Annotated in this window: 13 protein-coding genes; 4 read left to right on the forward strand and 9 right to left on the reverse strand. The window is 71.0% G+C overall.

The features are described from left to right. Nucleotides 1-96: 96 nt before the first annotated feature. The 3 genes from ACODSY_RS23330 to ACODSY_RS23340 are packed head-to-tail and all read left to right on the forward strand — an operon-like array spanning nucleotide 97 to nucleotide 3,197. Nucleotides 97-1,254, forward strand: a complete 1,158-nt coding sequence (locus ACODSY_RS23330; protein WP_488954300.1) for a serine hydrolase domain-containing protein — start codon at nucleotides 97-99, stop codon at nucleotides 1,252-1,254. 60 nt (nucleotides 1,255-1,314) lie between these two features. Beyond that, nucleotides 1,315-2,733, forward strand: coding sequence for a M20/M25/M40 family metallo-hydrolase (locus ACODSY_RS23335; protein ID WP_488954301.1), 1,419 nt, complete (start codon nucleotides 1,315-1,317; stop codon nucleotides 2,731-2,733). After that, the gene (locus ACODSY_RS23340) at nucleotides 2,730-3,197 is read left to right on the forward strand and encodes a hypothetical protein (protein WP_488954302.1); all 468 of its coding nucleotides are present in this window, start codon (nucleotides 2,730-2,732) and stop codon (nucleotides 3,195-3,197) included. The genes ACODSY_RS23335 and ACODSY_RS23340 overlap by 4 nt, the downstream gene beginning before the upstream one ends. On the opposite strand, the gene ACODSY_RS23345 is transcribed toward ACODSY_RS23340, so the two are convergent. From ACODSY_RS23345 to thrB, 4 genes are all read right to left on the reverse strand, one after another. After that, on the reverse strand, nucleotides 3,194-4,591 hold the full coding sequence (locus tag ACODSY_RS23345) for an amino acid permease (RefSeq protein ID WP_488954303.1): 1,398 nt from the start codon (nucleotides 4,589-4,591) through the stop codon (nucleotides 3,194-3,196). The two genes, ACODSY_RS23340 and ACODSY_RS23345, sit on opposite strands and share 4 nt — an antisense overlap. 16 nt (nucleotides 4,592-4,607) lie before the next feature. Further along, on the reverse strand, nucleotides 4,608-5,054 hold the full coding sequence (locus ACODSY_RS23350) for a MarR family winged helix-turn-helix transcriptional regulator (RefSeq protein WP_488954304.1): 447 nt from the start codon (nucleotides 5,052-5,054) through the stop codon (nucleotides 4,608-4,610). Between the two features lie 191 nt (nucleotides 5,055-5,245). After that, on the reverse strand, nucleotides 5,246-5,704 hold the full coding sequence (rnhA, locus tag ACODSY_RS23355) for a ribonuclease HI (protein WP_488954305.1): 459 nt from the start codon (nucleotides 5,702-5,704) through the stop codon (nucleotides 5,246-5,248). Further along, the gene (thrB, locus tag ACODSY_RS23360; protein ID WP_488954306.1) at nucleotides 5,701-6,669 is read right to left on the reverse strand and encodes a homoserine kinase; all 969 of its coding nucleotides are present in this window, start codon (nucleotides 6,667-6,669) and stop codon (nucleotides 5,701-5,703) included. Before thrB ends, rnhA begins: the two co-directional genes overlap by 4 nt. A 93-nt stretch (nucleotides 6,670-6,762) precedes the next feature. Between thrB and ACODSY_RS23365 the strand changes: the two genes are divergently transcribed. After that, entirely contained in the window at nucleotides 6,763-6,990 is a 228-nt protein-coding gene (locus ACODSY_RS23365; protein WP_488954307.1) for a hypothetical protein, read from the forward strand. Here the strand turns inward: ACODSY_RS23365 and ispH are convergent. The 5 genes from ispH to ACODSY_RS23390 are packed head-to-tail and all read right to left on the reverse strand — an operon-like array spanning nucleotide 6,987 to nucleotide 13,234. Beyond that, a complete protein-coding gene (gene ispH / locus ACODSY_RS23370) occupies nucleotides 6,987-7,928 on the reverse strand; it encodes a 4-hydroxy-3-methylbut-2-enyl diphosphate reductase (protein WP_488954308.1) in 942 nt (313 codons plus the stop codon). The two genes, ACODSY_RS23365 and ispH, sit on opposite strands and share 4 nt — an antisense overlap. Nucleotides 7,929-7,984: 56 nt before the next feature. After that, nucleotides 7,985-8,671, reverse strand: coding sequence for a TetR/AcrR family transcriptional regulator (locus ACODSY_RS23375; RefSeq protein ID WP_488954309.1), 687 nt, complete (start codon nucleotides 8,669-8,671; stop codon nucleotides 7,985-7,987). A gap of 32 nt (nucleotides 8,672-8,703) precedes the next feature. Beyond that, nucleotides 8,704-10,284 carry a long-chain-fatty-acid--CoA ligase gene (locus ACODSY_RS23380; RefSeq protein WP_488954310.1) on the reverse strand — a complete coding sequence of 527 codons (1,581 nt, stop codon included), beginning with the start codon at nucleotides 10,282-10,284 and terminating at the stop codon, nucleotides 8,704-8,706. After that, on the reverse strand, nucleotides 10,281-11,918 hold the full coding sequence (locus ACODSY_RS23385; protein WP_488954311.1) for a carboxylesterase/lipase family protein: 1,638 nt from the start codon (nucleotides 11,916-11,918) through the stop codon (nucleotides 10,281-10,283). Before ACODSY_RS23385 ends, ACODSY_RS23380 begins: the two co-directional genes overlap by 4 nt. Then, nucleotides 11,915-13,234, reverse strand: a complete 1,320-nt coding sequence (locus ACODSY_RS23390) for a spinster family MFS transporter (protein ID WP_488954312.1) — start codon at nucleotides 13,232-13,234, stop codon at nucleotides 11,915-11,917. The genes ACODSY_RS23385 and ACODSY_RS23390 overlap by 4 nt, the downstream gene beginning before the upstream one ends. Nucleotides 13,235-13,237 lie beyond the last annotated feature (3 nt).

A 13,237-nucleotide genomic window follows, 5' to 3' on the forward strand; every position in this document is an offset into this window, starting at 1 on the left:
AGGCCTCCTAACTCTGACAACGCCGCGCCCGCCGTTCGGTTGAATGACGCGGCGTCCGCAGGCTAGCTGTGTTGCAACGATTGCGAGGAGACGACCATGGGCCAGATCAAAGACCACCCGGATTCCGCCCTGGCCGCGCGGCTGGACCCCATCGTCGACGCCGCCCTGGCCGAGGGTCGTGTCGCCGGCGCCGTCGTCCTCGTGGGCCGGCAGGGCGAGCGCGCCTACGCCCGCGCCGCCGGCAAGTCCGATCTCGAAACCGGCCGCGACATGACGCTGGACACCATCTTCCGCGCCTCTTCGCTGACGAAGCCCATGGTTACCGCGGCGGTGCTGTCGCTGGTCGAGGATGGGATCATCGGCCTGGACGATCCCGTCACGCGCTACCTTCCGGACTTCCAGCCCAAGTGGGACGGCCAGGTTCCGACCATCACGCTCCGCCAGCTGCTCACCCACACCGCCGGCCTGTCGTACGGCTTCATGCAGCCAGATGACGGTCCCTACCTGAAGCTGGGCGTGTCCGACGGCATGGACCAGCCCGGCCTGGGCTTCCCCGAGGAGCTGAAGCGGGTCACCGAGGCCGGCCTGTTCTTCCCGCCGGGCGCCGCGTGGCTCTATTCCGTGGGCCTGGATGTGCTGGGCGCCGCGGTCGAGGAGGCCACGGGCCGCGCCTTGGGCGAGGTCGTGCGCGAGCGCGTGACCGCCAAGCTGAACATGGCCGATACCGGGTTCCACGTCAGCGACCGCGCGCGCCTGGCCAAGGCCTACGCCGATGGACCGCCCCCGAAGCCGATGGGCGCCACCCACGTCGTACCCTTCGCCGAGCTCTCGGGAATCAGGTTCGCGCCCGACCGGATCTTCGATCCGGGCTCGTTCCCATCGGGCGGCGCCGGCATGGCCTGCAGCGCCACCGACTTCCACACCTTCCTGGAGGCCATCGTACAGGGCGGCGCGCCCCTGGTCAGCGCCGAGACCGCCCAGGCGATGATGACCAACCAGACGGGGGACCGCGCCATCGTCACCAGCGGCCCGGGCTGGGGCTTCGGCTTCGGCGGGGCGGTGATGCTGGACCCGGCCGCCTCGGGCTCGCCGCTGCCGGCCGGCGCCTGGATGTGGGGCGGCGTCTACGGTCATAGCTGGTTCGCCGACCCCGCCAGCAAGACCACCTTCGTCCTGATGACCAACACCTCCACCGAGGGGATGAGCGGGCGCCTGTCGCAGGAACTGATGGCGGCGGTGGCGGGCAACCTCTGACGCCTTGCCCGGCGGCGCGGCGCGGGGAATAGTCCCGCCCGCGTCTCGGGAGGGTTATCGATGTTCAGGTTCGCTGCGGCTCTGTTCGCCACCACCATGCTGGCGGGCGCGGCCCACGCCCAGGCGTCCGCAAAGCCGCAGCCCGGCGAAGCGGCGTTCCGCGCGCTCTACAAGGAACTGGTCGAGACCAACACCACCTTTTCGGCCGGCAGCTGCACCCTGGCCGCCGAGCGGATGGCCGCGCGCCTGAAGGCCGCCGGCTTCGCGGACAGCGACATCACCCTCTTCACGCCGCCGGACCGGCCCAAGGACGGCGGCCTCGTGGCGGTGCTCCCCGGCAAGGACCCGAAGGCGAAGGCGATCCTCCTGCTCGCTCACATCGATGTGGTCGAGGCCAAGCGCGAGGACTGGGAGCGCGACCCGTTCACGCTGGTCGAGGAGAACGGCTACTTCTACGCCCGCGGCTCTTCCGACGACAAAGCCCAGGCCGCCATCTGGACCGACCTGCTGATCCGCTTGAAGCAGGAGGGCTACAAGCCCCGCCACGCCATCAAGATCGCCCTCACCTGCGGCGAGGAGGGCGGCGGCCAGGTCAACGGGGCGGCTTGGCTGGCGCAGAACCGGCGGGACCTGATCGACGCGGCCTTCGCGCTCAACGAGGGCGCCGGCGGCGCGCTCGACACGGCCGGCGGCAAGCCCGTCGTCCACAACATCCAGGCGGGCGAGAAGACCTCGGTCAGCTTCCGACTGGAAGCCACGAACCCCGGCGGCCACTCCTCGCGGCCGGTGCCGGACAACGCCATCTATCAGCTCGCCCGGGCCGTGGACCGCATCGCCGCCTACCAGTTCCCGGTGCAGATGAACGACACGACCAAGGCCTACTTCTCGAAGATGGCGCCCATCGTCGGCGGCGAGATGGGCGCGGCCATGACCGCGATCGTGGCCAATCCGAACGACGCGGCGGCGAACGCCACGCTGAGCAAGGACGCCAACCACAACGCCATCCTGCGCACCACCTGCGTCGCCACCCAGATTTCGGGCGGCCACGCCCAGAACGCCCTGCCCCAGCGCGCCAACGCGACGATCAATTGCCGCATCTTCCCCGGAGAGTCGCCGGCCGCCGTCCGCGACGCCTTGGTCAAGGCCGTGGGCGACGCCAAGGTCGAGGTCTCGCAGCCGCCAAAGGACCGCGGCGAGAAGACCGCTCCGCCGCTGACGCCCCAGGTGGTCGGACCGATCGAGAAGATCTCCAACCAGATGTGGCCCGGCATCCCGGTCGTGCCGATCCTGCAGGCTGGCGGCACCGACGCCGGTCCCCTGATCGCCGTGGGCATCCCGACCTACGGCGTCTCGGGCATCTTCTACGACCCCGACCTCGGCCGCCTGCACGGCCTGAACGAGCGCATCGGCGTGAAGTCCCTGCTGGACGCCCGCGAGTTCAGCTACCGCCTGGTGAAGACCTACGCCGACGCCAAGTGACGACCACGGTCCGCCTCTGGATCGCCGCCAGCCACGACGCCGCCCACCGCCACGGCGGCTGGGCGTTCGTGCGCGCCGGCCTGGGTGAGCCAGTAGGCTGGGCGGGCGGCGACCGGCGCACCACCCACGCCCGCACGATTCTCACGGGCTTCCTCGCCGCCCTGAAGGACCTGCCCGCCGATGCGACGCTCGCCGTCGTCGCACCCCGCGCCGACGCCCTGGTGCTGCACACCCTGCTGAAGCCGCCATCCAAGCCGCCCGAGGAGGATCTCGACCTGCGCGGGGTCCTGTCGAAAGGGCTGGAGGGCCGCGCCTGGACACTGGCGGTCGGCGACCCCGCCGGCCCCACGCCCGCGTCGTTCGCCGCGGCCTGGGCCGAGACCGCCAGCCAGAAGGCCAAGACCGGCGGCGCCTTCCAGGTCGCCATCCCGAAGTCGAACCTCGCGAAGGCGAAGGGGCTCTAGGCCCGCTTCCTCACCCACACGGCATACGCCCCCGCCAGCAGCGCCAGCACGGGCAGCCCATACGCCAGCGTCCACCGGAACGGCTCGGTGAAGGCCGTCGTAGCCAGGATCGCCGCCATCAGGCCCGCGCCCGCCAGGCTGCCCCACGGATGCCCCCACACCCGGAACGCCAAGGTCTCCGCCGCCACCCGCCGGCGGAACGCCAGGTGGGTCACGAAGATCATCATCCAGGTGAACATCGCCCCGAACATCGACACCGAGATCATCAGGGTGAAGGCCTGGTCGGGCCACAGCGCGTTCAGCGCGCCGGCCACCGCCACGCCCAGGCTGGACAGCGCCAAGGCCGCGGCGGGCGCGCCCTGCCGGTTCAACCGCCCAAACACCGCCGGCGCCTGGCCTGCGCGCGCCAGGGAGAACATCATCCGGGTCGAGGCGTAGAGCTGGCTGTTCATCGCCGACAGCGCCGCTACCAGGACCACGAAGTTCATGATCGCCGCCGCGCCCGGAACCCCGGTCGCGGCCATCACCCGCACGAAGGGGCTGCCGCCGGCGCCCGCCGTCGTCCACGGGATGATCGCCAGCATCAACGCCAGGCTCGCCAGGTAGAACACCACCAGCCGGAACAGCGTCGCTCGGAACGCCCGCGTCACCGCCTTGCGCGGCTCCTTCGCCTCGCCCGACGCCACGGCGATCACCTCGATCGACAGGTAGCTGAAGATCGCCAGGATCACCGCCACCCACATTCCCCAGGCGCCGTTCGGGAAGAAGCCGCCGTGCTCGACGTAGTTCGCAAATCCGATGCCCGAGCCCGACTTCGCGCCGAACACCACGACCGCGCCCAGCACGATGAACGCCAGGATGGCGACCACCTTGATCAGCGAGAACAGGTACTCCAGCGTCCCGAAGACCTTCACGCTCAGGGCGTTGATGGCGACCAGCCCGCCCGAGAAGCCCACGACCCACCACCAGCCGGGAACGTCGGGCAGCCAGAACTTCATGTAGAGCGCGACGGCGGTCACCTCGGTCCCCACCGCCAGCACCACGCACGACCAGTAGGCGTAGCGGACCAGGAAGCCGGCCAGCGGCCCGACATATTCCTCGGCATAGACCCCGAACGAGCCCGGCGTCGGCTGGGCCACCGTCATCTCGGCCAGGGCGCCCATCAGCAGCAGGGCGATCAGGCCTCCAATCGCGTAGCTCAGCAGCACCGAGGGGCCCGCGATGCCGATGGCGAACGTGCTGCCTAGGAACAGCCCCGTGCCGACCGCCCCGCCGATCGCGATCATCGACAGCTGGCCGGTCGTCAGGCTGCGATGGAGGCCGGCCTCGCGCGCGGCCGGCTCTTGGCTCGGGTCCATCGGCCAGACCTCGCCCGCGCCGGACGGCGCGGTCAAGCCGGCGTCCGACTCGTCAGGGAATCTCGCTCATCCAGACGCGCAGGGCGCGCAGGAACGGAAGCGCCTCGCGGAACTCCTTCTGGGTGAAGCCCTCGCGCAGCTTCTCGGCCTTCGGCCGGATGGCGGCCATGGCGCGGCCATAAGCTTCCCACCCGCCGGGCGTCATCCGCACGCGCTTCTTGCGCCGGTCGACCTGGCACGTCTCGACCGAGACCAGCGCTGTGCGCTCCAGCCGCTGCAGCGTGTTGGTGATGGCGCCGGGCGTCATGCGCAGCGCCTGGGCTATGGCCGCGGGCGTCAGGTCCTCGCCCCGCCGGGCGATCAGGCCCAGCACCTCGTACTGCGGATAGGTCAGCCCCACTGGCAAGGCCCGCGAGATCGCCGTGCGCACGCCGTGCTCGATCAGGCTGATCTCGTCGAAAACCTGGACCTCAGGGTGTTCCTCGATCACCGCCCCCATGGGCTCCTCCTGCGAATCGCCGGTCGGGAGAGCGTGTGCTTCAATCTTGAACGAATTCTTTCGACGTCGAAGCATCCAGCCCGGCGCCGCGCCTGCGGCGTCCCCACCTCGCGGCCGGGCCATCGCGATCCGGCAGCGCCACCGCAGATGGTGTCGCGGGAAACCACGCGCAAGCGCCTCCGGTATCCGCGTTACTTGCCGCCGCCTGTCGCTTCGAGGTTGGCCGCAAGTCCCTGGCGCGCCAGTTCGTCGGCGCGCTCGTTGTGCTCATGGCCGGCGTGGCCCTTGACCCACTTCCACTTCACCTCGTGGCGGGCCCGGGCCTCGTCCAGCCGGCGCCACAGGTCGTCGTTCTTCACGGGCTTGCCATCCGCCGTCCGCCACCCCCGGCGCTTCCACGAATGGATCCACTCGTGGATGCCCTTCTGGACGTACTGACTGTCGGTATGCAGCTCGACCTGGCACGGCTTCTTGAGCGCCTCCAGGGCCTGGATCGCCGCCATCAGCTCCATGCGGTTGTTGGTGGTGGCCAGCTCGCCGCCGGACAGCTCCTTGACGCTGGTCCCATGCATCAGGATCGCGCCCCAGCCGCCCGGCCCCGGATTCCCCGAGCACGCGCCGTCGGTATAGATCACCACGCCTGGCGTCACGGCGCCGTCGCTCCGAACAGCACCAGGTCGGGCGAGCTGCGGTGGACCGCGAGCTTGCGCTCGTATTCCAGCGGGTCCTTGGGCTTGACCAGCGCGCCGGCCGGAGTGGCGCCCCAGTCGTGCAGCCGGGTCAGGAAGAACCGCATCGCCGCCCCGTGCGCCAGCACCGGCAGCGCCGCCCGCTCCGCATCGCTCAGCGGCCGCAGGCTCTCGTAGCCGGCCAGGAACTGCCGCGCCGAGGTGATGTTGAAGCTGCCGTCCGGCTCGAAGCACCAGGCGTTGAGCGCCACCGCCACGTCGTAGGCCAAGGCGTCCACGCAGGCGAAGTAGAAGTCGATCGTCCCGGCGAACTTCGGCCCCGTGAAGAACACGTTGTCGGGGAAGTAGTCGGCGTGCACCACGCCGCTCGGCAGATCCTTGGGCCAGCGTCGCGCCAACATGTCCAGGTCGCTCTGGATCACCGGCGCCAAGCCGGGCTTCAGCCCCTCGGCCGCCTCGTGCAGCTTGGCGAACATCGGCGCCCAGGCCGCCTGGCCCAGGTCGTTGGCCCGATGCATCGGAAAGCCAGCCTGCGCCAGATGCAGCCCCGCCAGCCCGGCGCCGGCTTCCCGGCAGTGCGCCGCCGTGGGCCGGCGGACCGACAGCCCGTTAAGGAACTCGACGATGGCGCACGGCTTGCCGCGGATGGTCTTGATCAACTCGCCCGTCCGGTCGGCCTTCGGCTCGGCCGACGGATAACCGTGCTTGGCCAGCCAGCGCATCAGCTCCAGGAAGAACGGCAGGTCGGCGGCGTTCACCCGCTTCTCGTAGACCGTCAGGATGAACCGCCCGCGTTCCGTCTCCAGCAGGAAGTTCGAGTTCTCCACGCCCTCGGCGATGCCCTTGAACGACAGGGCCTCGCCCAGGTCGAACTCGGCCAGCAGTCCCGCCAGCTCGTCGTCGGTGATGTCGGTGTAGACCGCCATGCGGACGCCAGTGCGGTACGTCGCGGGGCCGGTCAAGCACCTCCGCGCGCAGCCGCTTTGTGGTAGGAAGAGATCCCCCACGCGGAGGAAGCCATGATCGAGCTGAAGGTCCAGCGCATCGGCGACCAGGTGGCCGTCGTCCTGTCCGGCGACGCCATGCAGGCGCTGCACGTCAATGTGGGCGACACGCTCCAGCTCTCGCCCTCGGGCGACGGCTGTTTCGAAGCCGTGGCCCGCGAAGGCTGGGCCGCCGATCCCCACGCCCGCGGCCGCGCCTTCCTCCGCCGCTACAACCGCGGCCTGGACCAGTACGAAGGCTAGGCCACCGCCCGCGGCAGCTTGAAGGTCACCGTCTCGCGGGCCGTGTCGATCTCCTCGACGGTCACGTCGAAACTGGCCGACAGCTTGTCGATCACGCCCTGCACCAGCACTTCAGGCGCCGAGGCCCCGGCGGTGACGCCGACCGTCCGCACGCCGTCCAGCCAGGCCAGGTCCAGCGCCGAGGCGTCGTCGATCAGATAGGCGCGCGCGCCGGCCCGACGGCCCACCTCGGCCAGGCGCACCGAGTTCGAAGAGTTCGCACTGCCCAGCACCAGCAGCGCCTGCGAACGGTCGGCGATCGCCTTCACCGCCTCCTGTCGGTTGGTGGTGGCGTAGCAGATGTCTTCCTTGTGCGGCGCGGCGATCCCCGGGAAGCGCGCCCGCAGCGCCGCCACGATATCGGCCGTGTCGTCCACCGACAGCGTCGTCTGGGTCACGAAGGCGACATTGGCCGGGTCCTTCGGCTCGAACGCTTGGGCGTCTTCCACCGTCTCGATCAGCGCCACGGCGCCTTCCGGCAGCTGGCCCATGGTGCCGACGACCTCCGGGTGCCCGGCATGGCCGATCAGCACGATCTCGCGGCCGGCGTCGAAGTGGCGCCCCGCCTCCACGTGCACCTTCGAGACCAGCGGGCACGTGGCGTCGAGGTACAGCATCTGCCGCGCCTTCGCCTCGGCCGGCACCGACTTGGGCACCCCGTGGGCCGAGAACACCACCGGCCGGTCCGGCGGGCATTCGTCCAGCTCCTCGACGAAGACGGCGCCGAGCGCCTTCAGCCGGTCGACCACGTGACGGTTGTGAACGATCTCGTGGCGCACATAGACGGGCGCCCCGTACTTCCCGATCGCCCGCTCCACGATCTGGATCGCCCGGTCCACCCCGGCGCAGAAGCCGCGCGGGCTGGCCAGGAGGACGGTGAGGGGCGCACGGCTCGACATGGCGCGGAACCTAGTGCGCCCGGCCGTGCAGTTCCAGCGCGCTTGCGGCGGATCGGCTAGCGGGCGCCGCGACGCGCGTCGCAGATCTCCAGGAAGCCGGCGGCCATGAACCGGGCCATGCGCTGCTTGATCGCCGGAAAATCCTCGGACTTGCAGCGCCCGCCCGACAGCTTGTCGATCCGCCCCGTGCGGCCCAGCGTCACCATCAGCGCGCCGGTCACGAAGTGATAGCCCCAGAAGATGTCTTCCTCGGCCGTGTCGGGCAGCGCCTTCTTCAGCAGGCTGACGAGGCGCAGCACCACGGGATCGAAGTGCTGGTCCATCAGCTCCGCGCCCTCGGGCGTGTTGGCCGCCTGCGCGCCCAGCGCCCCGTAGTTCTTCCAGGCCTCGCCGCCCTGGATGTAGAGGTCGAGGTCGGTGTCGAGGAAGGCGTGGAGCGCGCCCTCGACCGTGGGTTTGCCGCCCGTCGCCGCGTCGTACTCGTCCAGCGCCCTCATTCGCAGCTCGCTGGTGACGTGAGCCCGCCGCGCGAAGACCGCGTCGAACAGCTTCTTCTTGTCCTCGAAGTAGTAGTTCACCAGCGTGTGGTGAACGCCCACGCGCTTGGCCACGTCCTTCAGGGTGACGCCATACAGGCCGTGCCGGGCGAACAGATGCTCGGCGGCGTCGAGGATCTGCTCCATCGACTCGGCGCGCTGCTCCGCCTTCTTCGACGATCGGCGGGGTTTGGACGGCTCGGACACGGCACGTTCTTTCGGTCGCGCCGCGGGGGGCGTCAAGTCGAGGCCCCTGCCCCGTACTCCGCCCTCAACCGCAGCTTGTCGATCTTGCCCGTCGCCGCCAACGGCATGGCCTCGAGCCGCACGACCGCATCGGGGACCCACCAGCTCGCCACACGACCCTTCAGGGCCTCCAGCAAAGCGGCATCGGTCAGGACCGTCCCGTCGCGCATTTCCACCAGCAGGAGGGGCCGCTCGCCCCACTTCGGATCGGGCCGGCCGATCACCGCCGCCAGCGCCACCTGCGGCAGCGCGCTCACCACCGCCTCGATCTCGGCGGGGTTGATCCATTCGCCGCCCGACTTGATCAGGTCCTTGGCGCGGCCGGTGATGCTGAGATAGCCCTCGTCGTCGATGCGGGCCAGATCGCCGGTGGCGAACCAGCCGTCGGCGTCCACCGCGGGCTTCACCTCGCCGAAATACCGCTGCACCACCGCCGCGCCGCGCACGTGCAGATGCCCCTCGCTGTTCCGCTGCTGCGGCAGCGGCCGGCCCTCCGCGTCGGCGACCATCAGGTCGACGCCCACCGCCGGCCTTCCCGACTGGGCGGCCGAGCGCGCTGGCTCGCCGGGGCCCGCCACCGTGCCCGCGGGCGACAGCTCGGTCATGCCCCAGCTCGTCTGCACGACCACGCCCAGCCGTTCCTCCAGGCGCGCCATCAGCGCCGGCGGCATCGGCGCGCCGCCGACCACGATCCGCTCGAGGCTCGGAACCTCCCCGCCGCCCGCTTCCACATGTTCCAGCAGGCCCAGCCAGACGGTCGGCACGCCCACCGCGATGGTCACCGCCTCGGCCCGGATCAGACGCGCCAGGCTGGCGCCGTCGGCGTGGCGCCCGGGCAGCACCAGCTTCGCCCCCACGGCCGGGGCGGCGAACGGCAGGCCCCAGGCGTTGGCGTGGAACATCGGCACCACCGCCAGCAGGCTGTCGCGTCCCGAGATCGCCATCGTGTCCACCTGCAGCGCCCGCAGCGTGTGCAGGTAGCTGGCGCGGTGGGTGTAGGTGACGCCCTTCGGGGCGCCCGTGGTGCCGGAGGTGAAGCAAAGGCCGCACGGCGCGGTCTCCTCGAACCCGCCCCAGGCGAAACCGTCAGGCGCCTCGGCGATCCGCGGCTCCAGCGCCGGTGCGTCGGCGCCGTCGGCGGGTCCGTCGATGACCAGCAGGCGCAGGTCCTGCGGCACGCGCTCTGCGATCTGCCGGGCCAGTCCGATCAGGTCGGCGCTGACGATCGCTAGCCGCGCTTCCGAGCGCAGCACCATGGCCGCCAGGTTATCCGCCGTCAGCCGCGGATTGAGCGTATGGCAGACCGCGCCCATTCCCATGATCGCGTACCAGGTTTCGAAGTGCGCCCGGGTGTTCCAGGCCAGCGTCGCGACCCGCTCGCCTGGCCTCACGCCCAGGCCTTGCAGGACGGACGACACCCGCTGGCTGCGGGCCTTCACCGCCGCATAGCCCATCCGGTCGATCCCGCCGCGATCGTCGGCGGTGACCACCTCCGAGGCCGGGCGCCACTTGGCCGCGTGGTCCAGGAACTTGTCGAGCGTCAGCGCGAAGGGCTGCATGGCTCCGTCGATCATCGGGACTCCGGCGACTGTGGCGGCGGCGCGGGCGCGACGAGGCCGATATTCCAGTTCCAGGGGGTGTCGCGCTGCGCGCGGCGGCGGCGGACGACCTCCTCGTTCAGTTCGTACATGCCGGGCATCAGCCGGGTTTTTGCCAGGGGCGCCTCTTCGAACGCCATGAACGCGCGGCCCTCGCCATAGGGACGCCAGGCCGGCTGGCCTGCCGCGGCGGGGGCGCCCGTCTTGATGAACGCCGCCCAGTAGCCCTGCACGGCCTCGGAGAGGCGCGTCTCCGTGCTCGAGTTCGGCGGCTTCGGCCAGGCCGGCGGCGTCCGGTCGTGGGTCCCGAACACATAGGGGATCTCGGCGGCGTGGAAGGCGTGCAGGTCGCGCGCGTCGGCCGCCGGATAGCCGTGGTCGAACAGGTAGAGGAACGAGGTTTGCTCCGCCTCAGCCTGCTTCGCCGCCAGACGCTCGGCGGTCCAGCCGTAGATCGCGTCCCGAGGCGCGGCCAGGACGCTGCCGGCCAGGTCTTCCGACGGATAGAGCCGCAGGAATTCGTCGGCCAGGTCGCCATAGCGCGCCCGGATCGCCTGCTCATAGACCGCCGCGCTCGCCGGCTTGGGCGGCGCCAGGAACCGCAGCGACCGGATCTCGCCGGCGTTGAAGCCCGCCAGCACCGGCACGGGCGCCTGTTCGCCACGGTCGAACGCCTCGACGATCTGCCGCGGCAGCACCTTGCCGTCGATCGTCCCGAAGGGCGCGAACCCGGCCTTCGGCGCCTTGGCCAAGAGGTCGGTCCCGTCCATCGCCCGCAGCGCCGCCACGCCGCTCGCTCCGACCCGCTCGGCGAACTGCACCCCCTTAGCCTCCGAGGGGACCTCGCCGAACCGCGCCGCCTTCAGCTCGGGCGTCGATATCATGTAGGCGCTCTGCAGGATGGCCTTGTCGAACAGCCCGCGCGCCAGGGGCGAGGCCATAAGGTACATGACGCTGAGGCCGCCGGCGGACTCCCCCGCGGCCGTCACCCTCGCCGGGTCGCCCCCGAAGGCGGCGATGTTGCGCTTCACCCACGTCAGCGCCGCGATCTGGTCGAGCAGGCCGTAGTTACCCGACACGCCGTCGGGGCTCTCGGCGCTGAGCTCGGGATGGGCCAGGTAGCCCAGTACGCCCAGCCGGTAGTTGATGGTCACGACGACGATGCCCTGCCGCGCCAGCGCCGCACCGTCGTACAGGCTCTCGCGCCCGGAGCCGGTGACCAGCGAGCCGCCGTGGATCCACACCATGACCGGCGCGCCCTTGGCGTTGGCGGGCGCCCAGACGTTCAACGTCAGGCAGTCCTCGCTGAGCTGCGGCAGGTCGCTGGCGTAGAGGCTTGCAGGCGGCGAGCGGGGCTGCAGGCAGGCGGGGCCGAACGCCGTGGCGTCTCGCACGCCGGGCCACGGCCCCAGCGGCGCGGGCGGCCGCCAGCGCCGCATGCCCGTCGGCGGCGCGGCGTAGGGCAGACCGCGGAAGATATTCAGCCGGCCCGCCGCCTCGCCGCGCGCCGAACCGGCCGGCGCGTTGACGACGGGCGCCGGCCGGGCGGCTGCGGGCCAGGCGCCCAGGGCGAGGGCCAGCGCCAATCCCAGCCCGAGCCACGCTTTCATGCGCCGGTCTCCTCCCGCTTGAGCACCCGGGCGAGCGCCAGGAACAGGGCCACGGCGACGGCGTACATCGGCGCCAGCGCGTAGAACGCCAGCTGGAGCGAATTGTCCGGATGGCTGGCCTTCAGCGCATCGCTGACCATGCCCACGAACGTCGGGCCCACACCCATGCCGATCAGGTTCATCACCAGCAGCAGCAGGGCGCCCGACAGCACGCGCTGCTCAGGCGCCACCTCCTCCTGCACCAGCGCCACGGCCGAGGAGAGGTAGAAATAGTTGAGGAAGGTCGGCCCCAACAGGAAGACCAGCGCCAGCGGCCAGCTCGGCGCCCAGACGAAGGCCAGGAACGGCGCCACGGCCAGCGACAGCGTCAGCGCCGGGACGGTGGCGTATGCGACCTTCGACCGCCGCGTGAAGCGGTCGATGACCCGCCCCGACACGAAGATCCCGCCGCCCATGCCGACCGCCACCACCAAGGCGAACCAGACCGACACCTCCGGCAGGGTCATGCCCTTCTCGCGCATCAGGAATAGCGTGGTGAAGTTGCCGGCGCCGTAGGTGACGATCTGCGTTGCGGCGCTCGCCAGGGCGGCCAGCAGCAGCGCGGGGGTGGAGAAGAAGTTGCGCACCGTGGGCCAGAACCCGGCCTGCACCGGCTTCACCGGCGCGCCGGCCGCGCGGTCCAGCGCTCCACGCTCGGGCTCACGCACGCCAAGCAGCACGGCCAGCGCCGCCGCCACGCCCACGCCGCCCAGGATGATGAAGGCCGCCCGCCAGCTATAGGCGGCCGCGATGGACGCCCCGAACGCCACGCCCATCGCCTGGCCGATCGGTGGGCCCAGGTTGAACAGGCTGAGCGCCGTCCCACGCCGGCCGGGCGGGAAGTAGTCGGTGATGATGGCATACGACGGCGGCACCCCGCCGGCCTCCCCGACGCCCACCGTCATCCGCGCCAGGACGAGCTGCGGGTAGTTGGCCGACAGCCCGCAGGCCATGGTGGCCGCGCTCCAGAGCCCGCAGGCCAACGCCAGCACCCGCACCCGGTTGGTCCGGTCGGCCAGCCAGCCCACCGGGATCGAGATCAGGCAATAGAACAGCGCGAAATAGAGCCCGCTGATCAGGCCGAGCTGGCCGTCGGTGACGCCCAGCTCGTCCTGGATCGGCTTGGCCAGGATCGACAGCAGCTGCCGGTCCAGGAAGTTCAGCACATAGACGAAGCATAGGATGGCCAGCACAGGCCACGCGCCTTCCGCGGGCGGCGGCAGGACCGCGGCGGCTCCCCGTGGGGCCGCCGTGGTCGACGCGTGGGGAGGCGCCATGGG

Source organism: Phenylobacterium sp. FG114, assembly GCF_057809855.1.

Coding starts and splice junctions, on each gene's coding strand:
- ACODSY_RS23330 (WP_488954300.1), top strand. CDS start 97: ATGGGCCAGATCAAAGACCACCCGGATTCCGCCCTGGCCGCGCGGCTG.
- ACODSY_RS23335 (WP_488954301.1), top strand. CDS start 1,315: ATGTTCAGGTTCGCTGCGGCTCTGTTCGCCACCACCATGCTGGCGGGC.
- ACODSY_RS23350 (WP_488954304.1), bottom strand. CDS start 5,054: ATGGGGGCGGTGATCGAGGAACACCCTGAGGTCCAGGTTTTCGACGAG.
- thrB (WP_488954306.1), bottom strand. CDS start 6,669: ATGGCGGTCTACACCGACATCACCGACGACGAGCTGGCGGGACTGCTG.
- ACODSY_RS23365 (WP_488954307.1), top strand. CDS start 6,763: ATGATCGAGCTGAAGGTCCAGCGCATCGGCGACCAGGTGGCCGTCGTC.
- ispH (WP_488954308.1), bottom strand. CDS start 7,928: ATGTCGAGCCGTGCGCCCCTCACCGTCCTCCTGGCCAGCCCGCGCGGC.
- ACODSY_RS23380 (WP_488954310.1), bottom strand. CDS start 10,284: ATGATCGACGGAGCCATGCAGCCCTTCGCGCTGACGCTCGACAAGTTC.
- ACODSY_RS23385 (WP_488954311.1), bottom strand. CDS start 11,918: ATGAAAGCGTGGCTCGGGCTGGGATTGGCGCTGGCCCTCGCCCTGGGC.
- ACODSY_RS23390 (WP_488954312.1), bottom strand. CDS start 13,234: ATGGCGCCTCCCCACGCGTCGACCACGGCGGCCCCACGGGGAGCCGCC.